The organism is Pseudomonas sp. DC3200b2 (assembly GCF_049895785.1).
Classification (GTDB): Bacteria; Pseudomonadota; Gammaproteobacteria; order Pseudomonadales; family Pseudomonadaceae; genus Aquipseudomonas; species Aquipseudomonas massiliensis.
In genome coordinates, this window is sequence record NZ_JAFCTA010000005.1 from 77,010 (window position 1) to 101,931 (window position 24,922).

The window sequence follows — 24,922 nt, forward strand, 5'->3', positions numbered from 1 at the left end:
GGTTTCATCGGCGAATCCTTTTCTGCCTGGTAATCCTATGTCGCGGTTCGCTCTGCCTCGCCTGTTTCGTTTCGGCGCGCTTGTACTTGCCCTGACCCTGGGCACGGTTGGTCTCCATCTTTCCCAGCTCCCGGCCATGGCCTGGCACGTGCTGACCCACGGGTGGGGAATGCCGGGTTCGGCTACGGGAATAGCCACATATAGCGTGTCGGTAGAGGCGCGGCCAATCGCCGGGCTGCACGGGGACGTGTCGGCGCTGACCTACGATCCAGATCGAAACACCTTGTTCACCGTGACCAATAAAACGCCGGAGCTGGTGGAGCTTTCACTCGAAGGCCAGGTGCTGCGGCGCGTTGCGCTCAAAGGCTTTGAAGATCCTGAGGCAGTGGAGTACGTAGCGCCCGGCACTTATGTGATCAGCGACGAGCGGCGACAGCGGCTGGTACAGGTGGTGATGGACGCTACCACTCGCGAAATCGACGCGGCCCAGGGGCACCAGTTCGCGCTGGGGCTGGGCCTCAATGGCAACAAGGGATTCGAGGGCCTGGCCTACGATAGCGAGCGCAAGCGCCTCTTCGTGGCCAAGGAGCGGGACCCGGTGCGGATATACGAGATCGATGGCTTCCCACTCGGGGGTGAAGGGCCGGTGGCGATCGATGTGCGGGAGAACCCGGCGCGCGATCGGGGCATGAAGGTACGAGACCTGTCCAGCCTGCAATTCGACGAGCGTACCGGCCAGTTGCTGGTGGTATCGGACGAGTCCCGGGTGATCGTGGCGCTGGACGTGGACGGCCAACCTGTTGGCCGGCTCTCCCTGAGCGCGGGGTCCGCGGGTTTGACGGCCAAGGTGCCTCAGGCTGAAGGCATCGCCATGGACAAGACGGGCCGCTTGTACCTGGTCAGTGAGCCGAACCTGTTCTACCGGTTCGACCCCAGGCCGACGCCCTGAGCCCTAGCGGACGTAGCGCTTGACACCTTCGGCGGTGCCCAGCAGCAGCAGGTCGGCGGGCCGCGCCGCGAACAACCCATTGGTCACTACCCCGACGATCTGGTTGATAGCGTTTTCCAAAGCCACCGGGTCAGTGATGTGCATGTTATGCACATCCAGGATGATATTGCCGTTGTCGGTCACAACGCCGTCGCGGTAGACCGGGTCGCCGCCGAGCTTGACCAGTTCCCGGGCAACATGGCTGCGGGCCATGGGGATGACTTCCACCGGCAAGGGAAACTGGCCCAGCACCGGTACCAGCTTGCTGGCATCGGCGATGCAGATGAACTGGCGGGCCACGGCCGCGACTATCTTCTCTCGCGTCAGCGCGGCACCGCCGCCCTTGATCAAATGCAGGCGCTCGTCGCTTTCATCGGTGCCGTCTACATAGAACTCAAGCTCGCCCACGGTATTGAGGTCGTACACAGGAATGCCATGGCCCTTGAGGCGCGCCGCGGTCGCTTCCGAACTGGCTACCGCGCCATCGAAAGCCCCCTTGTGGCGAGCGAGGGCATCGATGAACAGGTTGGCCGTGGACCCGGTACCTACGCCGACGATGCTCTTGTCATTCAAGCTGGGCAAGATATGGTCGACGGCAGCCTGGGCGACGGCCTGTTTGAGTTGATCCTGGTTCATGCTGGCGCTCCGCAAGCGGCTGGTGTTCGAAAAAGGGGCAACATTATAGTCATAGAGGGCTGGGAAACCTTGCCCTTAATATGGTGTCGGCCGATGACGCTGGGGTAGACTCCAAGACCCTTGTTCCGCCAGCAGTGACCGCGCGCCCATGCTCGAACAGTACGTCAAGAAGATCCTTACCTCCCGCGTCTATGACGTTGCGGTCGAAACGCCCTTGCAGGCAGCCGAACAGCTGTCGCGCCGGCTGCACAACCGCGTGCTGCTCAAGCGTGAAGACCTGCAGCCGGTGTTTTCCTTCAAGGTACGCGGCGCCTACAACAAGCTGTCACAGCTCAGCGACAGCGAGCGCAGCCGCGGTGTGGTCACCGCCTCGGCGGGCAATCATGCCCAGGGGCTGGCCCTGGCGGCAAGGGAGATGGGCGTGCAGGCGACCATCGTGATGCCCAAGACCACCCCCGAGATCAAGGTCGAAGGCGTACGTTCACGGGGCGGCAAGGTCGTGCTGCATGGAGACTCCTTCCCGGAGGCCCTCGCCTGGTCGCTCAAGCTGGTCGAGGAAAAGGGCTACGTCTACATCCACCCTTATGACGATCCGGACACCATCGCCGGCCAGGGCACGGTGGCCATGGAAATCCTGCGACAGCACCGTGGCCCGCTGGATGCCATTTTCGTTCCGGTGGGCGGCGGCGGGCTCATTTCCGGCATCGCGGCCTATGTCAAATACCTGCACCCGGAGGTACGCATCATCGGGGTGGAACCTGACGATTCCAACTGCCTGCAGGCCGCGTTGGCGGCCGGTGAGCGGGTAGTACTGCCTCAAGTGGGACTGTTCGCGGACGGCGTGGCGGTGGCGCAGATTGGCCAGCATACCTTTGAAATCTGCCGCCGCTATGTGGATGAGGTGATCACGGTCAGCAGTGATGAAATCTGCGCGGCCATCAAGGACATCTATGACGATACCCGTTCCATCACCGAGCCGGCCGGGGCGCTCGGCGTCGCGGGCATCAAGAAGTACGTGGAATCCACCGGTGCCAACGGGCAGACCCTCATCGCCATCGAGTCAGGGGCGAACGTCAATTTCGATCGCCTGCGTCATGTGGCTGAGCGCGCGGAGTTGGGCGAAGGGCGTGAAGCGGTGATCGCCGTGACCATTCCTGAGCGCCCGGGCAGCTTCAAGGCGTTTTGCGAGGCAGTGGGCAAGCGGCAGATCACCGAGTTCAACTATCGCTATCACAGCGGTGATGAGGCGCACATCTTCGTGGGTGTGCAAACCCACCCGGACAACGACCCGCGCGCGGCGCTGATCGCCAGCCTTATCGCTCAAGGCTTCCCGGTGCAGGACCTGACCGACAACGAACTGGCCAAGTTGCATATCAGGCACATGGTCGGCGGGCACGCCGATAAAGTCAGCAACGAAATGGTGCTGCGCTTCGAGTTCCCCGAGCGCCCGGGCGCGCTGTTCAACTTCCTGAACAAGCTGGGCGGGCGCTGGAACATCTCCATGTTTCACTACCGCAACCACGGCGCCGCCGACGGCAGGGTCGTGGCCGGCCTGCAAGTGGCGCAAAGCGAGCGGCCCCAGGTGTACGCGGCGCTGGAAGAGATCGGCTACCCGTACTGGGACGAAACCGATAACCCGGCCTACCAACTCTTCCTCGGCTGAACCGCTGTGGGACGCAGCGAAGCTGCCGAACGGGCCCTTCGGCCCTTCGCCAGCTGGCGCGAGTTCCAACGGTCAGCGGGATCAATCGCGTAGCGAGATCACCTTCCAGCCACGGCGCATGGCTTCGCCATGCAGGACCGGGTCCGGGTCCACGGCTACCGGGTGTGCCACGCGTTCGAGCAGTGGCAGATCGTTCATCGAGTCGCTATAGAAATAGCTCCCTTCCAGGCTCGAGCCGGTTTCGCTCAGCCAGCGCTCCAGTCGAGTGACCTTTCCATCACGGAAGCACGGCACGTCCGTACTACGGCCCGTATAGCGATCACCGTCCATTTCGCATTCCGTTGCCAATAGTGTCTCTACCCCCAGCCGCTGCGCGATGGGGCCGGTGACGAAACGATTGGTCGCGGTAATGATGACCAGCTTGTCGCCTGCGCTGCGATGCCGTTCCAACAGGGCCAAGGCTTTTGGCAGGATGATGGGCTCGATGCAGTCGCGCATGAAAGCGGCATGCCACTCCTTGAGCTGGGCAGGCTCGGTACTGGCAAGGATCTCCAGGCTGAAGTTCAGATAGGCCTGAAGGTCCAGCCTGCCGGCGAGGTAATCCTGATAGAAGGCATCGTTGCGTGCCTTGTAGGTGATAGGGTCCAGGATGCCCTTGGCGCACAGGTAATCACCCCAGGCATGGTCGCTGTCGCCGCCAAGCAGCGTGTTGTCGAGGTCGAAGAGGGCCAGACGCATGGATGGGCTCGCATTGCCAGTGAAATGGCCCACAGAATACGGCCTTTTAGCCAGGCTGCACATAAGGCTTGCAGCCTCGTTGCTGCTCTGCCGGGCTTTGTGGAACAATGCCTGAACATGCGTTTGCGAGGTTGCCACCGTGATCGATCCTGATGGATTCCGCCCCAATGTCGGCATCATACTTACCAATGATGCTGGCCAGGTGCTATGGGCGCGTCGGATCAATCAGGACGCCTGGCAATTCCCCCAAGGGGGGATCAACCCTGAGGAAACCCCTGAACAGGCCCTGTATCGTGAACTCAACGAGGAAGTTGGGCTCGAGCGACAGGATGTGGAAATCCTGGCCTGCACCCGCGGCTGGTTGCGCTACCGTCTTCCCCAGCGGCTGGTAAGGACCCACAGTCAGCCGCTGTGCATCGGCCAGAAACAGAAGTGGTTCCTGCTGCGTCTGGTATCTAACGAGCAGCGGGTTCGCATGGACCTGACCGGCAAACCGGAATTCGATGGCTGGCGCTGGGTCAGCTATTGGTATCCGCTAGGGCAAGTCGTCACTTTCAAGCGCGAGGTGTATCGCCGGGCCTTGAAAGAATTGGCGCCACGCCTGTTATCGCGCGACTGACGACGGAGTCCGACCCCGAGCCATGCTCAATACGCTGCGCAAGATCGTCCAGGAAGTCAACTCCGCCAAGGATCTCAAGACGGCGTTGGGGATCATCGTCATCCGCGTCCAGGAGGCCATGAGCAGCCAGGTCTGTTCGGTGTACCTGCTGGACCCTGAAACCAATCGCTTCGTCCTCATGGCTACCGAGGGGCTGAACAAGCGCTCCATCGGTCGGGTGAGCATGGCGCCCAACGAAGGCCTCGTGGGCCTGGTAGGCACCCGGGAAGAACCGCTGAACCTGGAGAACGCCGCGGACCACCCTCGTTACCGGTATTTCGCTGAAACCGGCGAGGAACGTTACGCCTCCTTCCTGGGCGCGCCCATCATCCACCACCGCCGAGTCGTAGGCGTGCTGGTGATCCAGCAGCGGGAGCGGCGTCAGTTCGACGAAGGCGAAGAAGCCTTCCTGGTCACCATGAGCGCGCAATTGGCAGGGGTCATTGCCCATGCTGAAGCCACCGGCTCCATCCGTGGCCTTGGTAGACAGGGCAAGGGCACCCAGGAGGCCCGCTTCGTAGGGGTACCAGGTTCTCCAGGCGCCGCCGTGGGTACCGCCCTGGTAGTGCTTCCACCCGCTGATCTGGATGTGGTGCCGGATCGCACCGTGACCGACATCGACGCCGAGTTGCAGCTGTTCGAGGCCGCGTTGGAAGGGGTTCGCAATGACATGCGGACGCTCTCGGCGAAGCTGGCGACGCAATTGCGTCCCGAGGAACGCGCGCTGTTCGACGTTTACCTGATGATGCTGGACGACGCGTCACTCGGTAGCGAGGTGCGTAACGTCATCAAGACGGGTCAGTGGGCCCAGGGTGCCTTGCGGCAGGTCGTCACCGAGCATGTCAATCGTTTCGAGCTGATGGATGACGCCTATCTCCGTGAGCGCGCCTCGGATGTGAAGGATCTCGGTCGAAGGTTGCTGGCCTACTTGCAACAGGCGCGGCAACAGTCATTGGTTTACCCGGATAACACCATCCTGGTCAGCGAGGAGCTATCTCCGGCCATGTTGGGCGAGGTACCCGAAGGCAAGTTGGTGGGGCTGGTCTCCGTGATGGGGTCGGGCAACTCTCACGTGGCCATCCTGGCCCGGGCCATGGGTATCCCGACGGTCATGGGGCTGGTGGACCTGCCTTATTCGAAGGTCGATGGCATCCAGATGATCGTCGATGGCTATCACGGCGAGGTCTTCACCAACCCCAGCGAGATTCTCAGCAAGCAGTACGCGGCGGTCGTCGAGGAAGAGCGGCAACTGACCAAGGGCCTGGACGCCCTGCGCGAGCTGCCGTGCGTCACCCTCGACGGCCATCGCATGCCTTTGTGGGTCAATACCGGCCTGCTCGCCGATGTGGCCCGGGCCCAACAGCGCGGCGCCGAAGGGGTAGGGCTGTACCGTACCGAAGTCCCCTTCATGATCAACCAGCGCTTCCCTTCCGAGAAGGAGCAGCTGGCGATCTATCGGGAACAACTGGCGGCCTTCCACCCCTTGCCGGTCACCATGCGTAGCCTGGACATCGGCGGTGACAAGTCATTGTCATACTTCCCCATCAAGGAAGAGAACCCCTTCCTCGGCTGGCGCGGTATTCGTGTCACCCTCGACCATCCGGAAATCTTCCTTGTGCAGGCCAGGGCCATGCTCAAGGCCAGCGAGGGCCTGAACAACCTGCGTATCCTGCTGCCGATGATCTCCGGCATCCATGAGCTGGAAGAAGCCTTGCACCTGCTCCACCGGGCCTGGGGAGAGGTGCGCGATGAAGGCACTGATGTGCCGATGCCGCCGATTGGCGTGATGGTGGAGATTCCCGCGGCGGTCTACCAGACCCGCGATTTGGCTCGTCAGGTGGATTTCCTCTCGGTCGGCTCCAACGACCTCACCCAGTACTTGTTGGCCGTGGACCGCAACAATCCACGGGTAGCCGACCTGTACGACTATCTTCACCCGGCCGTGTTGCAGGCCTTGCAGCACGTGGTCACCGAGGCCCATGCCGAAGGCAAGCCGGTGAGCATCTGTGGCGAAATGGCAGGCGACCCGGCCGCCGCGGTGCTGCTCATGGCCATGGGCTTCGACAGCCTGTCCATGAACGCTACCAACCTTCCCAAGGTGAAATGGATGTTGCGCCAGGTGAGCCACGAAAAATCCCGTGAATTGCTGGCCCAGCTGATGAAGATGGACAACCCGCAACTTATCCACAGCTCCCTGCAGTTGGCCCTCAAGAACCAGGGGTTGGCGCGCATGATCAACCCGGCCGCGCCCAAGAGCCTCTGATTGCGCGATCCGAGATACCGGGGCAGTACTGGCGTCGACCGGTACACAGGAAAGCGAATACGGGTGCCGCGGCTTACGGAGACGGGCCAGGTTCGGCAGCTTCGCTGCCTCCTACGGCTGAACAGAAGTCAGCCCGGAATCTCGAAACTTACTTCCCCAAGCCGGCCACCGCCGGGGCCGAAGCTGCGCTCGACCAGGGTGCGCCGACCATCGGCCCAGGCCACCAGTACCGTGCTCGCACGGGTGCCATAGGTCGGACTGGCGATGAACACGCTGGACAGTAGCCGCTCGGTTGCCAGCCCTACGCCTGTCTCGGGCAAATCCGCGTCCTTGGCCAAGCTAGGGTCACTCAGCAATGCCATCCACTGCTCGGGGGATGCCTCCAGCGAGGCCGCGAAATCTTTGCGGATCTTGAGCAGCTTGGGCCAGGGCGTATCGAGCGCGGCGTTGGACAGTCCATACACGCCAGCGGCCAGAGCTTGCGGCACCCTGCTGTGACTGTTGAGGTAATACAGGTTGCTTCCATCTCCCAGCAGCAAATTGAAGCCGCCATACTCCTGCGTGCTGCTGCACACCTGGCGCGCATAATCCCCAAGGTCAACGTCACCGGTCAGGTAAGCCGCGCACAGTTCGCCTCGAGAACGAGGCGCAGGCCGGCTGGCTACCGCGCGGATATTGGTGACCGCGGCGAAGCGGCCTTGCGGGCCCATTCCCAGCCAAGTCCCTCCGGCTTCCAGGTCGCGTCCCGCGTAGACGCCTGGCGCGTCCTCCCATTCAGCCGCGGCGGCGGTCGGGCGGGCATAGAATTCGTCACGATTGGCGGCCACTATCAAGGGGCGGTCATGCTCAGGGCGCCAGGCGAAGGTAATCAGGCACATGGGCTGGCGTTTCTCCTTGGCAGCTCTTTCGCAGGGCTGCGATCATCGGGTTCCATCAGGGCGACTGGAGCCGGCGGTACCCTATCCGTTACCATGCGCCCTCGCTCGGGGAGTCTTACATGGAATACGCGCTCTATCTGGCCTTGGGAGCTTGCGCCGGTGTGCTGGCAGGCCTGTTCGGGGTGGGCGGCGGGATCATTATCGTTCCGGTGCTGGTTTTCAGCTTCGGCTTGCAAGGCTTCTCTCCCGATGTGCTGACACACCTGGCCGTGGGCACCTCGTTGGCCACCATCGTGTTCACGTCGCTCAATGCCATCCGCGAACATCATAAGCGCGGCGCGGTGCGCTGGCACGTCTTTGCCTGGATGACCCTGGGCATCCTGCTGGGAAGCGCATTGGGCGCCAAGACCGCCTCGCTCATCCAGGGGCCGCATTTGCAAAAGATCATCGGCGTGTTCGCCTTGCTGGTAAGCGTGCAGATGTTCCTGGACTTCAAGCCCAAAGGCAGTCGAGACACTCCCGGCAAGGGCGGGCTTACACTGGCCGGCGTGATCATCGGCTGGGCGTCGGCGATCTTCGGCATCGGCGGTGGCTCGTTGACCGTGCCTTACCTTTGCTGGCGACGTATCCCCATGCAACAGGCGGTGGCCACGTCTTCAGCCTGCGGGCTGCCTATCGCCCTCTCAGGTGCCATAAGTTTCATCATCCTGGGCTGGCAGGATCCGTTGCTGCCAGCGCATAGTTCCGGGTTCGTTTACTGGCCGGCGCTGGTGGGCATCGCCATTACCAGCATGCTATGCGCCCGCTTCGGCGCGCGCCTGGCTCATCGCTTGTCGCCGCGGCTGCTCAAGCGTCTGTTCGCCATGCTGCTGTTCAGCGTTGGCCTTGGTTTTTTGCTTTGATCGAGGAAGAGAAATGCTGCCTTACCCGCAGATAGACCCCGTGGCGGTGAGCATCGGGCCGTTGCAGATCCATTGGTATGGCCTGATGTACCTGCTGGGCATCGGCAGTGCCTGGCTGCTGGCACCGCGACGCCTGCCGCGGTTCGACCCTACCTGGAACCGGGAAAAACTCTCCGACCTGGTGTTCTGGGTTGCCATGGGGGTGATCCTGGGCGGGCGTCTGGGCTATGTCCTGTTCTACGATTTGCCCGCCTACATCGCTCATCCGGCACTGATCTTCGAAGTATGGAAAGGCGGCATGTCGTTCCACGGCGGTCTTATCGGCGTGATGCTGTCTACCTGGTGGTTCGGCAAGCGCAACGACAAGACGTTCTTCCAGCTCATGGACTTCATCGCCCCGTTCGTGCCCCTGGGCCTGGGCGCGGGGCGCATTGGCAACTTCATCAACGCCGAGTTGTGGGGCAAACCCACCGATCTGCCATGGGCGATGGTGTTTCCACCCTTCAGCGACCCGGCTCAGCTTCCGCGCCATCCTTCTCAGCTTTATCAATTCGCGCTGGAAGGCGTGGCGCTGTTCGTCATCCTCTGGCTGTATTCCAGCAAGCCACGGCCTACCATGGCGGTGTCGGGGATGTTCGCGCTCTGCTACGGCATTTTCCGCTTCCTGGTGGAATTCGTGCGCGTGCCGGATGCCCAGTTGGGGTATCTGGCCTTCGGTTGGCTGACCATGGGCCAGGTGCTTTGCCTGCCGATGATCCTCGGCGGCGCCGCGCTCATCTGGCTGGCGTACCACCGTGACCCGGCACGCCGGCAAACCGCTTAAATTTTCGGGCGGGGCCAAGGCCCCGCTCCTTCAGGACTGTCATGAAGCACTATCTCGATCTTGTCGCCCAGGTTATCCAACACGGCACCCGCCAGGCCAACCGCACCGGGGTGGATACCATCAGCCTGCCGGGCGCCATGCTGAAGTTCGACCTGCGGGAAGGCTTCCCTGCCATCACCACCCGCAAGCTGGCATTCAAATCCGCCATCGGCGAAATGGTCGGTTTCTTGCGCGGCGCCAACAGCGCCGCGGATTTCCGTGCCCTGGGCTGCAAGGTCTGGGACCAGAACGCCAATGAAAACAGCCAGTGGCTGAACAACCCCTTTCGCCAAGGCACTGACGATCTCGGCGAAATCTACGGGGTGCAATGGCGCAAGTGGCCTGCCTATAAGCGCGTGCCGTCGAGCAACCCGGCCGCCATCCAGGCCAGTCTGGCCCAGGGTTACCGGCAGATTGCCGAAGACGAGGAAAACGGCGAGCGATTCGTCGTGTTGTACAAAGCCATCGATCAGGTTCGCCAGTGCCTGGACACCATCGTCAAGGACCCTGGCAGCCGGCGCATTCTGTTCCATGGCTGGAATTGCGCCCAGCTCGACGAGATGGCCCTGCCGCCCTGCCACCTGCTGTATCAGTTCCATCCCAACGCACAAACTCGTGAGCTGTCCCTGACCCTGTACATCCGCTCCAACGACCTGGGCCTGGGCACGCCTTTCAATATCACCGAAGGCGCCGCCATGCTTTCCCTGTTCGCGCGTCTGACCGGCTATACCCCGCGCTGGCTAACCTATTTCGTGGGCGACGCCCATGTGTACGTGAACCACCTGGACATGCTCAACGAACAGATGCGTCGTGAACCCTTGCCCGCGCCGCGGCTGGTGATTTCCGACCGCGTGCCTGACTACGCCCAGACCGGTGTCTACGCGCCGCAGTGGCTGGAAAAGATCGAGCCCAGCGATTTCAGCCTCGAAGGCTACGAGCACCACCCACCGCTGACGGCGCCGATGGCGGTCTGACCGCTCGTGCGCCACTGACGCGCCCTCGCTGACGTTCCTGGCGCCTAGTGCCCGTGACTACGTCCCACATGGCTGGCCTCAGCGGTAGGTAGCGCCACCGCGCCGCTGACTTCCAGCCGCTCCAGAATGCCGCAACCGGCCGTGGTGTCGCCTGCCTGGCAGCGATCGCGCAGGCCGACCAGCTGGGCTTCGAGCGCCAGCAAACCCTGGATGCGGGCACGGACATGTTCGATATGCTCGTCCACCAAGGCATTGACCCGGGCGCAGGGGGCGCTGGCGTTGTCGCGCAGGGCAAGCAGCGCGCGGATCTCGTCCAGGGTCATGTCCAGGGTGCGGCAGTTGCGAATGAAGGTCAGCCGCTCCACATGGACCTGGGTGTAGTGTCGGTAATTGCCTTCGGTGCGCGCCGGCTCTGGCAGTAGCCGCTCACGTTCGTAATAGCGGATGGTTTCTACCTGGCAGTCGGTGGCCTTGGCCAGTTCGCCGATCTTCATGACGCCGATCCTCGGTATTGCGGGCCATGAACGAATGTGCCCTTGACCCTATAGTGGCTACAGGGTGTTGACTAAGCAACAGTCAGCCGTCGGAGCCATCCATGCACCGTCACTCCCAGCCCGATTCGAGATCCGCGCGCGCTTGCGCGTCGTCCTGCCAGCACAACGGTGGCGACGGACATGCGCGCCTGGCCCATGCGCATCACCCTGAGCGTCACGACCACGACCACGACCACCACCACGACCACGACCACGACCACGATGGTCGTCCCACTGGCGTGGCCTTCGACGATCAAGTCGGTGGTCACTTCAGCCGTTTCCGCATAGAAGCCATGGATTGCCCTACCGAACAGGCGCTGTTGGAGAAACGTCTCGGTCAGATGCCGGGCATCCATGGCCTGGAATTCAACCTCATCAACCGGGTACTGGGTGTCCGCCATTCGCTGAAAGCGACCACCGCCATCGAAGCCGCCATCGCCGAAGTAGGGATGACGGCCGTTCCCCTGAGCGAGGCGCAAGCCGATGCCGCCCAGGCGCCCACGCCTGCCCGGCACGGCCGTTGGGCATTGGGCCTCGGGTTGGTAGCAGCGGCCGCGGCGGAGCTGCTGCACCTGTTTCAGCGAGGGCCCGAGGCGCTGGTGGTGATGCTTGCCCTGATCGCCATAGGCGTGACCGGGGTCGGTACCTACCGCAAGGGCTGGATCGCCATACGTCAGCGCAACCTGAACATCAATGCCTTGATGAGCCTGGCAGTGACCGGGGCGGTGCTGATCGGCCAATGGCCCGAGGCTGCCATGGTCATGGTGCTCTTTGCCCTTGCCGAGCGAATCGAGGCAGGTTCCCTGGAGCGCGCGCGTAATGCCATTGGCGCGCTGATGCAGCTGGCGCCCGAGCAAGCATTGGCACAGGACGATCAGGGCCAATGGCAAATGCGGCCGGCAGGCGATATCGCCGTGGGCAGCCTTGTACGGGCGCGACCCGGCGAGCGTATCGCCTTGGACGGTACGGTTACCACGGGACGCTCGACCGTTGACCAAGCCCCCATCACAGGTGAAAGCCTGCCTGTGGATAAAACGCCGGGCGACTCGCTGTTCGCCGGCACGGTGAACCAGACCGGCGAGCTGGAATATCGCACTACCGCACTGGCCAACGATTCAACCCTGGGGCGGATCCAGCGCGTGGTCGCCCAGGCCCAGGGTAGCCGGGCGCCAACCCAGCGCTTTGTCGAACGCTTTTCCCGGGTCTACACACCGGCTGTGATGATCCTGGCCACAGCCGTTGCCTTGCTGCCACCATTGTTCGGCCTAGGCACCTGGCTGGAATGGATCTATCGCGGCCTGGTGTTGTTGGTCGTGGCTTGCCCTTGCGCATTGGTCATCTCGACGCCGGTTACCTTGGTCAGCGGCCTGGCAGCGGCGGCGCGCCGTGGGATCCTGATCAAGGGCGGCGCCTACCTGGAAAGCGGCTATCGCTTGCGCTGGCTTGCGCTGGACAAAACCGGCACCTTGACCCGGGGCACGCCTGTGTTGACTGATGTCATAGCCTTGACGGATCAGGCGCTGCCTCTGGAGGCCTGGGCGAAAAGCCTGGCGAGCCGGTCGGATCACCCTGTATCCAAAGCCCTGGCTGGTGGCTTGCAGGCAGAGGTGCTACCGGTCACAGGCTTCGAGGCACTGCCAGGCCGTGGTAGTCGTGGCCTGATCCAGGGGCGCCACTATGTCCTGGGCAATCATCGATTGGTCGAAGAGCTGGGCCTGTGCGGGCCTGAGCTGGAAACGGCCCTTGCCAAACTGGAGCGCGCCGGCGAGACCGGCGTCGTGCTGTGCGACGAGCAGCGAGCCCTTGCGCTGTTCGCTGTCGCTGACGCGCTGCGTGAGTCGAGCGGCGGGGCTGTGGCCCGGTTGCACCGCCTGGGGGTGGCGACCCTGATGCTCAGTGGTGACAACCAGGCAGCCGCGACGGCAATGGCGGCTCAGGTAGGGATCGACCAGGCTCGGGGTAATCTGCTACCCGAAGACAAGCTGGCGGTGATCGAAGCCCTGGTTCAGCGTGGCGAGCCGGTAGGTATGGTGGGGGATGGCATCAACGATGCGCCGGCCTTGGCTCGTGCTGATATCGGCTTCGCCATGGGAGCGGCAGGTTCGCATGCCGCGATCGAAACCGCGGATGTGGCGTTGATGGACGATGATCTGCGCAAAGTGGCCGAATTCATCGAGCTGTCCAGGCGTACCCGGCAGGTACTGGTGCAGAACATCGCCCTGGCCCTGGGTATCAAGGCAGTCTTCTTGGGGCTCAGCCTGGTTGGCCTGGCTACCTTGTGGATGGCCGTCTTCGCCGATATGGGGGTGAGTCTGTTGGTGGTGTTCAACGGCTTGCGCCTGCTGCGCGGTCCGGTTCAAAGTTCGGCGGCCACCTCGGCCACTGCCTGAGCGCGCTCGTCTCGGCCAGGGAAACCGCGGCCACGGCGCCAGCCTGGATTGAGGCTGGACCATTCCGGGTGGGCGCGGGCTCGCTTGAGCGCGGACGGCAGCCGTCCCTCCCGCCATTGCCCTGGGTCTTGCTCGGGCAACTGCACGCTATCCTGAGCCGCATGGCCGCGGCGGACCAGCGCCTGCAGCAAGGCATTCTGCCGCAAGGCCAACAGCCGCAGTACTGCGTCGTCGACACTCAACAGCTGCTCTCCGCGCCATTTGCCTAACAAACGCCCGCCGTAGCCGCGAGCGGTCTGCAAGGCACCGCCAGCCACAGCGCCCGCCAGGGTGGCCAAGCCCAATGTCAGGCCGCCGGCGAGCAGGTCTATCCCTGCCCCCGCAGCGGCGCCAGCCGCCAGGCCACCGCCGACTTTCACACCCAACTGCCGAAGGGTTTCCGGGTTGAACAGGTCATCGCCCCAGCGGCCGTCGAGCAAGGGCAGGCTCGCCGCTTCGGCGTCTCCTGGCCTGAAACCGAAGAGCGCCAACAGCTCGCTGACGCAGGCCTGTTCGCGCTGACGAACCTGCGCGCGCAAAGCCTCGACCTCCACCGCCCGAGCATCCGGCGCCACCGCGCGGCGGCAGGCGGCACAGTCGATGAGCAATTCGGCGATCAGTGCTCGTCCCGCTGCCAGGCGCTGGTGGCGCTGTTGCTCAAGGTCTTCGATCAGTCGTTCCAGGCCTGGCCGGGCGCGCTCGATCAGCAGGGCCAGACTTTCATAAAGGCGGCGCTCCCCATCCTGAGGCGGGGCGACAGTGTCGAAGGCGACCAGAGCATGCAATCCCAAGCGCGCCAGGGCCGCTTGCCAGGCCTCGCGGCGCGCTGCCGGAGCACTGACGAAATTGAGCACCGGTAACAGGGGTCTCCCGCAACTGGCCAGGATCTGCAACTCGTCCCGGTATTTGGCCAGGATCGGCTCACGGGCGTCGATCACATAGAGCCCGGCGTCCGAAGCGCTGAGCTGGCGCACCACCTTGGCTTCCTGCTCGAAGCGCTGGCGCGCCTCGGCCGAACCCAGGAAAGCGTCTATGCGCGCTGGCCCGTCGAGCCGCACCTGGCCATTGCCGAGCCGGTCCAGGTATTCGAGCAGTGCCACGGCATCCTCCAGGCCGGGGGTGTCGTAAAGCTCCAGCAAGGCCTGGCCGTCCACAGACAAACGAGCACCCTCTACATGGCGGGTGGTGCCGGGGCGGTGCGACACCTCGCCGAACGCGGGGTCGCGGGTGAGGGTACGCAACAATGACGTCTTGCCGACATTGGTATGGCCGACCACGGCCAGCCGCAGCGTGTCAGCCATGGGCATGCTCCAGCCAATGTTGAGGAAACTCCACTTCAGCCGTCAGACCCAACTGTTCCAACGCGTCGCGCCAGGTTTCCAGGCGTGCCGGATCATCGGCGCCCCCGGATGGCAAGGGTAGCAGCCATACCCGGGTTTCCCGTGCATTGCGCGAAAGCTCCGCCAACAGTGCCTGGGTACCGCGGTCCGGTGAGCGGCGAGGGTCGCAGGCCAGCAACAGACGTTCGGCGGGGTGGCTGGCCAGGGCTTCGAGCAAGCGGTGCCGGGAGGCCCGGTCATCCAGGATGCCGGCGTCACGAATGTGCGGGCTGGTCAGGGGCGGCCAGGCTTGATCACTGTCCAGCTCGATGGCGGCCATGACGGCGCCATGCCCCTCGCTATCGTGAGGTGAGGCGACCATTCCCCATGCGGGCTCCGCCGGAAGATCCTTGGCGCCCAGCGGCTCGGCCGAAGGTATGAGGCGCTCGCGCAGCTGTTGAGCCTGGGGCGTATCCAGCGCGGGTCGCAGGCGCCTCAGGCCCAGGCGCCAGCGAAGCCAGCAGGCGAGGGTCAGCAGCGCTCGCGGCAACAGGCCGTAGCACACGACCACCCCTACCAGCCAGCCTGCCCAGGCCTGGCGAGCGCCCTCCAGCGCCGCGGGGCCATTGCCGCTGGCCTGTACCAGCGCGGCATCGGGCACTGGAAAGCCAAGCCAGGCGGGGATGGCGCCAAGGTGAACCGTCAACGCAATGAAGGCTTGGCTGTGGAGCAGGGTGGTTTCCCAGACAAAATCGTAGCGGCGTGCCGCAAACATCAGCAGCAGCGTGACCAGCGTTGCCAGCATGCAAAGGGCCCAGAAGGCATGGACCGTCACACCCATCAGCCAACGGTTCAGCCCCTGTCGGTGTAGCAGTGTCACCAGGGCCGCGCCCAGGTGAGCCGATTTGGCATCCCGCGCCAGACGCTGGCTCAGACCCAGCCACAGCCGGCCCAGCCAGGCGCCGTGGCCGCCGCCGAGCAGAAGGCCCAGGAACCAGAGCGCGAGCATGATCAGGTTCAGGCCCAGCAGACTGCCCACCGCCCAGAATACATTGATTGGCCGTGGTGCGTCGGCAAAGGCAGTGGCCGCCATGCCCGCTCCGCTTAACAGCGCCAGGATCGCCAGGGCGATCGCACCCAGGCGGGCGCCCTGTTTCCAGTGCGTCAAGGCGGTTACCAAGCCATCCCGGCGCGCCAGCCATAATGCGCGGGCCTGCCAGCGTCGAGCGAAGTCACCGCCTTCCTGCCGCGCTACCCTATTAGCCTCGTTGTCATCCAACGGGCCGGTATCGCGCTCGCGCAGGCTGATCGCCTCCGTCAACCAAAGGGTATCCAGCTTGTTCACGCGCACTCCCGTGGAAAATCCAGTCGCCAGCATATCGCACCCCGGCTGCTGGCAGCGCGGCCCTCTGTTATCCTCGCAACCATGAACAAGTCCTTCACGTTAAGCCTGATTGCCGCCGCCGCTGAAAATGGCGTTATCGGTATCGACAACCGCATGCCCTGGCACCTGCCGGGCGATTTCCGTTATTTCAAGTCCACCACTTTGGGCAAGCCCATCGTCATGGGGCGCAAGACCTGGGATTCCCTCGGCCGGCCCCTGCCTGGCCGGCTGAATCTGGTCGTCAGCCGCCAGCCGGACCTGATCCTGGAGGGCGCGGAGGTCTACCCGTCGCTCGAGGCGGCCATCGTTCGCGCCCAGGCCTGGGCGGCCGATCAAGGGGTGAATGAAGTCATGCTGATCGGCGGGGCGCAGCTCTATGCCCTTGGCCTACCAGACGCCGACCGCCTTTACCTGACCCGCGTGCATGCCGCGCCCGAAGGGGACGCTTACTTCCCGAGCTTCGATTGCCAGGCATGGGAGAAGGTTTCCAGCGTTTCCAACCCGGCTGAGGGCACGGCGCCGGGCTACACCTTCGAGGTTTGGGAGCGGCGAACCGCTTGAGAGGCAAAGTGCCGAGGCTGGCGCAGGCCAGCCAGCCTCGGCATCGGCTTAACCGTCCAGCAGCGCCTTGTTGCGCACGGCGCCCTTGTCGGCGCTGGTCGCCAGCAGGGCATAGGCCTTGAGCGCGGTGGTTACCTTGCGTGGGCGCGCTTCGGCGGGCTTCCAGCCTTTTTCTTCCTGGTCATGACGGCGCGCCGCCAGCTCGCCATCGTCGACCAGCAGGTTGATGGCGCGGTTGGGGATGTCGATCAATACCTTGTCACCATCCTGCGCCAGGGCGATGGTCCCGCCCGCGGCGGCTTCCGGAGAGGCATGGCCAATGGACAGGCCCGAGGTGCCACCGGAGAAACGGCCGTCAGTCAGTAGCGCGCAGGCCTTACCCAGCCCCTTGGATTTCAGGTACGAGGTGGGGTAGAGCATTTCCTGCATCCCCGGCCCGCCCTTGGGGCCTTCGTAGCGAATGATCACCACGTCGCCGGCCTTCACTTCGTCATTGAGGATGCCGCGTACGGCGCTGTCCTGGCTTTCGAAGATCTTGGCGGTGCCCTCGAAGCGGTGGATGGATTCGTCCACGCCCGCGGTTTTCACCACACAACCGTCCACGGCCAGGTTGCCGTAGAGCACCGCCAGGCCGCCTTCCAGGGAATAGGCGTGGGCCAGGCTACGGATGCAACCTTCGGCGCGGTCGTCGTCCAGGGTTTCCCAACGCGTGCTCTGGCTGAAGGCGACCTGGGTCGGGATGCCAGCGGGCCCGGCGCGATAGAACTCGCGCACGGCTTCGTCGGTGGTCTGGGTGATGTCCCATTGGGCAATGGCCGCGGCCATGCTCGGGCTGTGGACCGTGGGCACGTCCGTATGCAGCAGGCCGGCCCGGGCCAGCTCGCCGAGGATGCCGAAGATGCCGCCGGCCCGGTGCACGTCCTCCATATGATACTTGGGTGTGTTCGGCGCCACCTTGCACAGCTGCGGCACTTTGCGCGATAGCCGGTCGATGTCGCGCAGGTCGAAGTGCAGCTCCGCCTCCTGGGCCGCGGCCAGGAGGTGCAGAATGGTATTGGTCGAACCACCCATGGCGATGTCCAGGGTCATGGCGTTCTCGAACGCCTTGAAGGACGCGATGTTGCGCGGCAGCACCGACTCGTCGTTATCGTGGTAGTAGCGCTTGGCGATCTCCACGATGGTGCGGCCGGCGCGCAGGAACAGCTGCTCACGGTCGGCGTGGGTGGCCACGATCGAACCGTTGCCGGGCAACGCCAGGCCCAGGGCCTCGGTCAGGCAGTTCATGGAGTTGGCGGTGAACATGCCGGAGCATGAGCCGCAGGTAGGACAGGCGCTGCGTTCGTATTCAGCGACCTTCTCGTCCGACGCGCTGCTGTCCGCGGCGATCACCATGGCGTCGACCAGGTCCAGGCCGTGGCTGGCCAGCTTGGTCTTGCCCGCTTCCATCGGGCCGCCGGAGACGAAGACCACCGGGATGTTCAGCCGCAGCGCGGCCATGAGCATGCCAGGGGTGATCTTGTCGCAGTTGGAGATGCACACGATGGCGTCAGCGCAGTGGGCGTTGACCATGTATTCGACCGAGTCGGCGATGATCTCCCGGCTGGGGAGTGAGTACAGCATGCCGTCGTGACCCATGGCGATGCCATCGTCCACGGCGATGGTGTTGAACTCCTTGGCCACGCCACCGGCGCGCTCGATTTCGCGCGCTACCAGTTGACCCAGGTCCTTGAGGTGCACGTGGCCCGGCACGAACTGAGTGAAGGAATTGGCGATGGCGATGATCGGTTTCTTGAAGTCGTCGTCTTTCATGCCGGTGGCGCGCCACAGCGCGCGGGCACCGGCCATGTTGCGGCCATGGGTGGAGGTTTTCGAACGGTAATCAGGCATGAGGCGCTCCGGGCGGCAATCAGGTTCCAGGAAATGTGAGCCTTGTTCTGTTCCGGCCGGGAGGCCGTTGGGCTGCCCTCGCGGAAGTGGCCGATAGCTGCGCGGGATCTCCGCAAGCCTGGGCCTGGCTCATAAACCCGCCGGGGGATGTTGGCGATGAATGAACCGATTCTACACCCCTGGCGCCTTGAGGGAATGGGCCCGGACATCCGGGCGTGGCAAAAGGCACGGGCAGCGATCAACTGTAGGACTTTTCAGAGAAACGTTTCAGCAAGGCCTTGCAGGCTTGCCCCGCCTCGTTCGGCTTCCTAGTATCCCCTCGCCGTATTTGCGGTGCTTAGAGACTTTCTGAATGGACCTTCCCAGTTCATCGAATCAACCCTGTAGTACGCGCCCGTACGGCCCGTAGTCTCGGCGGCCATTGCCTGCCCTGTTCTTCGGCCCGTTCGCGTGTCGGAGAATGCCATGACCCATGTCTACAATACTGTTTTCACCTCGGCTGTTCCCGCCGCTGCCAAAGCCTCACTGGCCGCTGACATCGCCCGTTATCTCGCACTCATGCCAGTCGATTCGGCTCTTGAAAACCTCGAACAGGTGGAGCTGGAAAAGCGTGCTGAAGTGTTTGGCTACCTGCCACTGACGCGGCAAGTCGAACTCACCGAAAAAATGTCTCGCACCCAACTGGCCCGGTTGGTCAGCGCCATGTCCGCCGATGAGCGGGTGGACCTTTTTCGGCGCCTGGGGGCCAGTGTTCGCCAGCAACTGTTATCCGCCCTGGCCCAGGCCGAACGTGACGACCTGCTCCGGCTCAGCGCCCATCTGGAGGGCACAGCTGGCGCGATCATGACCAGCGAATACTGCACGGTGGACAGCGTGATGTCCGTCAGCGAGGCCATCGCCGCGTTGCGCGAGAGCGCGCCTCAGGCCGAAACCATCTATCAAGCCTATGTAGTGGATGAGCAGCGCCGTCTCACTGGCGTATTGTCTCTGAGAGACCTGGTGTTGGCCGCGCCCGAGATGACGGTCGCCAGCCTGGCCTCGGCCCAGGTGGTCAGCGCGCCTGTGGACTGCTCTCAGGAGCAGGTCGCCCGGCTTATCAACGACTATGACCTGCTCGCGCTGCCCATCGTGGACCCGGACAGGCGGCTGGTGGGCATCGTCACCTGTGACGACGCCATGGATGTGGTGGTGGATGAGGCTACCGAAGACTTCCACAAGGGCGCGTCCATCGCCACCCACATTGGCAACCTGCGCGACGCCACCGTGGGGTTGCTCTACCGCAAGCGCGTCTTCTGGCTGGTACTGCTGGTATTCGGCAACCTGTTCTCAGGCGCGGGCATCGCCGCGTTCGAAGACGTGATCGCTGCCAATATCGCCCTGGTCTTCTTCCTGCCGCTACTGGTGGACAGCGGCGGAAACGCGGGTTCCCAGTCGGCCACCCTGATGGTTCGCGCCCTGGCCACGGGGGAGGTTGTGCTGCGCGACTGGGTTCGCCTGCTGGGGCGCGAATGCCTGGTCGCCCTGGCGTTGGGCGCGACCATGGCGGTGGCCGTGGCAGGTCTGGGCATCCTGCGGGGCGGCCCGGCGATCGCCGCCATCGTGGCCAGCAGCATGGTGATCATCGTGATCCTGGGCAGCGTGATCGGCATGAGCCTGCCCTTCCTGCTCAGCCGCCTGCGCATGGACCCGGCCACCGCCAGCGGGCCGCTGATCACCTCCATTGCGGATGCGGCCGGGGTGCTGGTGTATTTCGCTATCGCTTCGCAGGTGCTGGACTTGTAAGCGAGGCTTCCACTGGCCGGCGTATCCTGGGGTGCGAGATCAAGCAGCACCCCAGGGCGCCAAGCGCCAGCAATACGCTTGGAAGCAACCACAGACTGTAATCGGCAAAGAGCCCGAACAGAGCGCTCAGCGAGCCACCACCGATGAACGTCAGTGCATTGAGCATCGCCGCCGCTAGGCCGGCCTTGCCTGGCATGGAGTTCATCGCCACTGTGATAGCGGCCGGGCGCCCCAGGGTGACACCAGCAACCATCAGGCAACCACCGCTTAGTACGCTGAACGAGGTCATGCCAACCAGGCTGTGGATCAACACCATCCAAATGCCAGCCAATACAATCAAGCCAACGGCGAGGCTCATTTGGAGGGTTTCGGTATAGCGGCCCGCTACACGGCAGGCGATCAGCCCTCCGCCCAGGTAGGCGCCACCATAGGCAAGCATCGCCAGGCCATAGGCTGTTGCGTCCCCATCGAGTTGTTCGAGGAATACCAAGGGAGAGAGCAGGATGAAACTGAAGTGAGCGGTGAATAGCAGCGTAGCCAGCGAGGCGGCGCAGACGAAGCTGGCCTTGTTCGCCAGGGCTTCGTTCGCTTTCGGCCATTCTGCCACTTTCGCAGGCATGCCGCCTGGCAGGATCTTCATGGCAAGCAGGGCAGCCAGACCGCAGAGCCCGGCGAAAACCCAGAAGCTTGCGTGCCAGCCCAACTGTGCCTCCAACATCACGCCCGCAAGGGGCGAAAGCGAGATGAACAGGCCACCGGCGGTGTTCAACGCTATGCGCTGGCGGGTGCGCTGGTAGTCAGGAAACAGGTCTTGCACCAAGGCGTGGACAAGTACCAAGCCCCCGCAACCAAAGCCTTGCAAGGCGCGCCAAACGTTGAACTCAATGAAGCTGCTGGCGAACGCGCTGCCAAGCCCACCGAAGGCAGCCATGCCCAGGGATACCACCAACAGGGATTTGCGGCCATAGCGATCCGATGCAGCCCCGACGATCAGTTGAGCCACCGCAACCCCAACCGGGAAAAGCCCTACATTGGCTACCAGCAGCTGCGTACCGACTCCAAAGTGCCGCGACATCGAGAGAATCGAGGCGAGCATTACATCGATGGGAAATACGCCGAGAAGCACGACCAGCAAGAGCAAAGGCATAACGGCCGGCATTGCAAACCCCCTGCAGAAGGAGTAGCAAGCCTAAAAGCAAACCTCAGCGGTGCGTGAGCTGAAAAAGCTGTAGGAAAACGCTCGGGGCAGGGTTCAGCTTGACGATCACGCTGAACCCAAAAACCCTGTCGAAAGAACCCGGGCGCTATAGGTACATGGAGCCTCCATGTCCAGGTAGGGCGCGCAGACGGCCGACGGGCCGACTGCGACTTTCCTCGATCTCAACTGTTAGGCAGCAAGCGGCAGGTAATGCTCTTGATATAGCGCGTCTCCGGAATGGCCGGGTGCACGGGGTGATCCGGCCCTTGCCCGCCGCGTTCCAGCAACTGGATATTGCGGTCCAGGTGGCGGGCGCTGGTCAGCAGGATGTTCTGCAGATCATCCTCAGGCAGGTGCATGGAGCAGGAGGCGCTGACCAGGATGCCATCCTTGCTCAGCAGCCGCATGGCCTGTTCATTCAGGCGGCGATAGGCGCCTTCACCGTTTTTCAGGTCTTTCTTGCGCTTGATGAAGGCGGGCGGGTCGGCCACGATCACATCGAAACGCTCTTCGGCGGCCTTGAGCTCTTTCAGCGCTTCGAACACATCCCCTTCAACGCAGGTGACTTTTTCGGCGAAGCCATTGAGCGCCGCGTTGCGTTCCACGCCATCGAGGGCGAAGCCGGACGCATCCACGCAGAATACTTCACTGGCGCCAAAGGCACCGGCTTGCACGCCCCAGCCTCCGATATAGCTGAACAGGTCCAGTACCCGCTTGCCTTTGACATAGGGCGCCAGGCGGGCACGGTTCATGCGGTGATCATAGAACCAACCGGTCTTCTGGCCTTCCATCACGGGCGCTTCGAATTTCACGCCGTTTTCTTCCAGGCCTACCCACTCCGGCACTACGCCGAACGGGGTTTCGACGTAGCGCTGCAAGCCCTCGGCATCACGCGCCGAGGAGTCGTTCTTGAACAGCACGCCGCTGGGCTTGAGCACCTGAATCAAGGCCGCCAGTACGTCGTCCTTATGGGCCTCCATGGTGGCCGAAGCCAGTTGCACGACCAGGATGTCACCGAAACGGTCCACCACCAGCCCTGGCAGCAAGTCCGAGTCACCGTAGACGAGGCGGTAGAAGGGCTTGTCGAACAGCCGTTCCCGCAAGGAGAGCGCCACGTTCAGGCGGTGCACCAGCAGCGACTTGTCGAGCACGATTCGCGCATCGCGCGATACCAGGCGGGCGCAGATCAGGTTGTTCGGGCTCACGGCCACCACGCCCAAAGGCTTGCCATTGGCCGCCTCCAGGATCGCCTGGCCGCCTGGCTGCAAGCTCTGCAGCGGCGTGGCGGCGACGTCCACCTCGTTGCTGAAGACCCACAGATGGCCCGCGCGCAACCGACGGTCGGCGTTGGCTTTAAGACGTAGGCTTGGCAAGGACATGAGGGTGCTCCGGACAAAAAGAGCGTGATTATACCCGCAGCCGCGCCACACAGGCTTTTTGCCGATGAAACCTGTGACAGGTTGTGCCCTGAAGAACCGACCAGAAGGTAGAATCAGCGCATTGCGGAGTACCCCTTCTTATGGCGCATGCGCTGACCCCCGAACGACTTGAGCAAACCCTGCAAGGCATCAGCGTGCCTGCCCAGCCCCAGATCCTGGTCGACCTGCAAATGGAGCTGTATATGCCCGACCCGGACCTGCCCGCCATCGGCCGGCTGATCGCGCAGGACCCTGGCCTGGCCGGCGCGGTACTCAAGGTGACCAATAGCTTGACCGAAGGCGAGCGGCTTACTTGCATAAGGCAGGCCGTGGATACCCTGGGTGCGCCACTGGTGGCGGCCTTGATCGATGCGCAGTCCATCAAGGGCGAGATGAGCGATGAAACCATCGTTACCCTCAACCAGTTCTGGGACAACGCCCAGGATGTGGCCACCGCCAGTGCCACACTGGCCCGGGAGTTCGGTGTGCCCGGCGAGGACGAGGCCTATGCGCTTGGCCTGCTCCACGACTGTGGTGTGCCGCTGATGCTCAGGCGTTTCCCGCAGTACATGGCCCAGCTGGAAGCTGCCTATGCCGCCAGCATGGACGACCGTGTGGTGGATGCGGAAAACCGTGCCTACAACACCAACCATGCCGTGGTCGGGTACTACACGGCCCGGGCATGGCGGCTACCAGACAAATGGTGCGCGGCCATTGGCAATCATCACAATGCCTTGGCGGTTCTGGAAGCGAATCCTAGTCAGCGCACCCCCTTGAAGAATCTGCTGGCGGTACTGAAGATGGCTGAGCATATAGGCCGTTCCTATCAGGTGATGGGCGCCCAGGTGGAGGATCACGAATGGAACCGCGTCGCAGACCTGGTGCTCGATTATGTAGGGTGTTCGGAATACGATTTCGATAACCTTCGCCAAACCCTGCGTGAAATGAGTGCCCGCTAACGTCTGCCCGCCGAGTTTCCAATGCCTGAACTACCTGAAGTCGAAACCACCCGTCGCGGCATAGCGCCTCATGTCCAGGGACAGCACGTGGCGCGTGTCGTGGTCCGCGACGGTCGCTTGCGCTGGCCTGTCCCCGAAGACCTGGATGCGCGTCTTTCCGGGCAGCGTTTCGTATCGGTGGAACGCAGGGCCAAGTACCTTTTGCTCAATGCCGAAGTGGGTACGCTTATCGCGCACCTTGGGATGTCGGGTAACCTGCGCCTGGTGCCGGTCGGCCAGCCCCCCTTGAAGCACGAGCACGTAGATATCGAACTGGAGTCAGGGTTGGCGCTTCGTTACACGGACCCTAGGCGCTTCGGTGCGATGCTCTGGAGCAGTGACCCTCACGCTCACGAACTGCTACGCGGCCTGGGGCCGGAGCCTCTGACCGATGCCTTCGACGGCCATCGCCTGTTCGCGCTTTCACGCGGGCGAAGCGCGGCGATCAAGCCGTTCATCATGGATAACCAAGTGGTCGTGGGCGTCGGGAACATTTATGCCAGCGAAGCACTGTTCGCCGCGGGTATAGATCCACGCCGGGCCGCGGGGAATGTCTCCAAAGGGCGCTACCTGCGCCTGGCCGAAGAAATCAAGCGAATCCTGGCCTATGCCATCGAGCGCGGCGGCACTACCTTGCGCGACTTCATCGGCGGTGACGGCCAGCCAGGATACTTTCAGCAAGAGCTGTTCGTTTATGGCCGAGCGGGCGAGTACTGCAAAGTATGCGGTCGGATACTAAGAGAAATACGTCTTGGGCAGCGTGCCAGCGTATATTGTCCAGGTTGTCAGAAATGATGTCCCCAGCCTGACAGCCAGCGTTGCGCTGATATAGTTAACCAGACTTGCAGTCG

21 protein-coding genes are annotated in these 24,922 nt (G+C 63.3%); 12 read left to right on the forward strand and 9 right to left on the reverse strand.

What is annotated here, in order from left to right; genetic code table 11:
- Nucleotides 1–37 precede the first annotated feature (37 nt).
- Nucleotides 38–949: an SdiA-regulated domain-containing protein gene (locus ACP691_RS15620; RefSeq protein WP_426151693.1), complete on the forward strand. Its 912-nt coding sequence runs from the start codon at nucleotides 38–40 to the stop codon at nucleotides 947–949.
- Between the two features lie 3 nt (nucleotides 950–952).
- Here ACP691_RS15620 and rpiA read toward each other — a convergent pair whose 3' ends face one another.
- Nucleotides 953–1,624 carry a ribose-5-phosphate isomerase RpiA gene (rpiA, locus tag ACP691_RS15625; RefSeq protein ID WP_426151691.1) on the reverse strand — a complete coding sequence of 224 codons (672 nt, stop codon included), beginning with the start codon at nucleotides 1,622–1,624 and terminating at the stop codon, nucleotides 953–955.
- A gap of 148 nt (nucleotides 1,625–1,772) precedes the next feature.
- Here rpiA and ilvA point away from each other — a divergent pair, with 148 nt between their 5' ends.
- Nucleotides 1,773–3,287, forward strand: a complete 1,515-nt coding sequence (gene ilvA / locus ACP691_RS15630; protein ID WP_426151689.1) for a threonine ammonia-lyase, biosynthetic — start codon at nucleotides 1,773–1,775, stop codon at nucleotides 3,285–3,287.
- An 81-nt stretch (nucleotides 3,288–3,368) separates the two neighbouring features.
- On the opposite strand, the gene ACP691_RS15635 is transcribed toward ilvA, so the two are convergent.
- Nucleotides 3,369–4,025: an HAD family hydrolase gene (locus tag ACP691_RS15635; protein ID WP_426151687.1), complete on the reverse strand. Its 657-nt coding sequence runs from the start codon at nucleotides 4,023–4,025 to the stop codon at nucleotides 3,369–3,371.
- Between the two features lie 139 nt (nucleotides 4,026–4,164).
- On the opposite strand from ACP691_RS15635, the gene ACP691_RS15640 reads away from it, so the two are divergent.
- The gene (locus ACP691_RS15640; RefSeq protein WP_181113787.1) at nucleotides 4,165–4,644 is read left to right on the forward strand and encodes an RNA pyrophosphohydrolase; all 480 of its coding nucleotides are present in this window, start codon (nucleotides 4,165–4,167) and stop codon (nucleotides 4,642–4,644) included.
- 22 nt (nucleotides 4,645–4,666) lie between these two features.
- Nucleotides 4,667–6,946, forward strand: coding sequence for a phosphoenolpyruvate--protein phosphotransferase (ptsP, locus tag ACP691_RS15645; protein WP_426151685.1), 2,280 nt, complete (start codon nucleotides 4,667–4,669; stop codon nucleotides 6,944–6,946).
- 128 nt (nucleotides 6,947–7,074) lie between these two features.
- Here the strand turns inward: ptsP and ACP691_RS15650 are convergent, their stop codons facing one another.
- Entirely contained in the window at nucleotides 7,075–7,824 is a 750-nt protein-coding gene (locus tag ACP691_RS15650) for an NRDE family protein (protein WP_426151683.1), read from the reverse strand.
- A 119-nt stretch (nucleotides 7,825–7,943) separates the two neighbouring features.
- On the opposite strand from ACP691_RS15650, the gene ACP691_RS15655 reads away from it, so the two are divergent.
- Genes ACP691_RS15655 through ACP691_RS15665 form a run of 3 tightly spaced genes read left to right on the forward strand, consistent with a single transcriptional unit; the run spans nucleotide 7,944 to nucleotide 10,562 of the window.
- Entirely contained in the window at nucleotides 7,944–8,726 is a 783-nt protein-coding gene (locus ACP691_RS15655) for a sulfite exporter TauE/SafE family protein (RefSeq protein ID WP_426151681.1), read from the forward strand.
- Nucleotides 8,727–8,739: 13 nt separating this feature from the next.
- On the forward strand, nucleotides 8,740–9,549 hold the full coding sequence (lgt, locus tag ACP691_RS15660) for a prolipoprotein diacylglyceryl transferase (protein WP_040259513.1): 810 nt from the start codon (nucleotides 8,740–8,742) through the stop codon (nucleotides 9,547–9,549).
- Nucleotides 9,550–9,590: 41 nt separating this feature from the next.
- Nucleotides 9,591–10,562 carry a thymidylate synthase gene (locus ACP691_RS15665; RefSeq protein ID WP_426151679.1) on the forward strand — a complete coding sequence of 324 codons (972 nt, stop codon included), beginning with the start codon at nucleotides 9,591–9,593 and terminating at the stop codon, nucleotides 10,560–10,562.
- A gap of 44 nt (nucleotides 10,563–10,606) precedes the next feature.
- Here ACP691_RS15665 and cadR read toward each other — a convergent pair whose 3' ends face one another.
- Nucleotides 10,607–11,056, reverse strand: a complete 450-nt coding sequence (cadR, locus tag ACP691_RS15670; RefSeq protein WP_426151677.1) for a Cd(II)/Pb(II)-responsive transcriptional regulator — start codon at nucleotides 11,054–11,056, stop codon at nucleotides 10,607–10,609.
- Nucleotides 11,057–11,157: 101 nt separating this feature from the next.
- Between cadR and ACP691_RS15675 the strand changes: the two genes are divergently transcribed.
- Nucleotides 11,158–13,485 (forward strand): heavy metal translocating P-type ATPase, encoded by a 2,328-nt coding sequence (locus ACP691_RS15675; protein WP_426151675.1) that lies wholly within the window; start codon nucleotides 11,158–11,160, stop codon nucleotides 13,483–13,485.
- Here the strand turns inward: ACP691_RS15675 and ACP691_RS15680 are convergent.
- Nucleotides 13,452–14,825, reverse strand: a complete 1,374-nt coding sequence (locus tag ACP691_RS15680) for a GTPase/DUF3482 domain-containing protein (protein ID WP_426151673.1) — start codon at nucleotides 14,823–14,825, stop codon at nucleotides 13,452–13,454. The genes ACP691_RS15675 and ACP691_RS15680 overlap by 34 nt on opposite strands.
- Nucleotides 14,818–16,188 carry a DUF2868 domain-containing protein gene (locus ACP691_RS15685; RefSeq protein ID WP_426151671.1) on the reverse strand — a complete coding sequence of 457 codons (1,371 nt, stop codon included), beginning with the start codon at nucleotides 16,186–16,188 and terminating at the stop codon, nucleotides 14,818–14,820. The genes ACP691_RS15680 and ACP691_RS15685 overlap by 8 nt, the downstream gene beginning before the upstream one ends.
- 81 nt (nucleotides 16,189–16,269) lie before the next feature.
- Between ACP691_RS15685 and ACP691_RS15690 the strand changes: the two genes are divergently transcribed.
- Nucleotides 16,270–16,788, forward strand: a complete 519-nt coding sequence (locus ACP691_RS15690; protein ID WP_426151669.1) for a dihydrofolate reductase — start codon at nucleotides 16,270–16,272, stop codon at nucleotides 16,786–16,788.
- A 48-nt stretch (nucleotides 16,789–16,836) separates the two neighbouring features.
- Here the strand turns inward: ACP691_RS15690 and ilvD are convergent, their stop codons facing one another.
- A complete protein-coding gene (gene ilvD / locus ACP691_RS15695; RefSeq protein ID WP_040259519.1) occupies nucleotides 16,837–18,675 on the reverse strand; it encodes a dihydroxy-acid dehydratase in 1,839 nt (612 codons plus the stop codon).
- Nucleotides 18,676–19,140: 465 nt separating this feature from the next.
- Here ilvD and mgtE point away from each other — a divergent pair, with 465 nt between their 5' ends.
- Nucleotides 19,141–20,457, forward strand: coding sequence for a magnesium transporter (gene mgtE / locus ACP691_RS15700; protein WP_426151667.1), 1,317 nt, complete (start codon nucleotides 19,141–19,143; stop codon nucleotides 20,455–20,457).
- Here mgtE and ACP691_RS15705 read toward each other — a convergent pair.
- Both ACP691_RS15705 and ACP691_RS15710 read right to left on the reverse strand, forming a co-directional pair.
- Nucleotides 20,429–21,616 (reverse strand): MFS transporter, encoded by a 1,188-nt coding sequence (locus ACP691_RS15705; RefSeq protein WP_426151666.1) that lies wholly within the window; start codon nucleotides 21,614–21,616, stop codon nucleotides 20,429–20,431. The two genes, mgtE and ACP691_RS15705, sit on opposite strands and share 29 nt — an antisense overlap.
- A gap of 221 nt (nucleotides 21,617–21,837) precedes the next feature.
- Nucleotides 21,838–23,034, reverse strand: coding sequence for a class I SAM-dependent rRNA methyltransferase (locus ACP691_RS15710; protein ID WP_040259520.1), 1,197 nt, complete (start codon nucleotides 23,032–23,034; stop codon nucleotides 21,838–21,840).
- A 140-nt stretch (nucleotides 23,035–23,174) separates the two neighbouring features.
- On the opposite strand from ACP691_RS15710, the gene ACP691_RS15715 reads away from it, so the two are divergent.
- Together ACP691_RS15715 and mutM are read left to right on the forward strand one after the other, a co-directional pair.
- Nucleotides 23,175–24,032 (forward strand): HDOD domain-containing protein, encoded by an 858-nt coding sequence (locus ACP691_RS15715; protein ID WP_426151663.1) that lies wholly within the window; start codon nucleotides 23,175–23,177, stop codon nucleotides 24,030–24,032.
- Nucleotides 24,033–24,053: 21 nt separating this feature from the next.
- Nucleotides 24,054–24,866: a bifunctional DNA-formamidopyrimidine glycosylase/DNA-(apurinic or apyrimidinic site) lyase gene (gene mutM, locus ACP691_RS15720; RefSeq protein ID WP_426151661.1), complete on the forward strand. Its 813-nt coding sequence runs from the start codon at nucleotides 24,054–24,056 to the stop codon at nucleotides 24,864–24,866.
- Nucleotides 24,867–24,922: the final 56 nt, after the last annotated feature.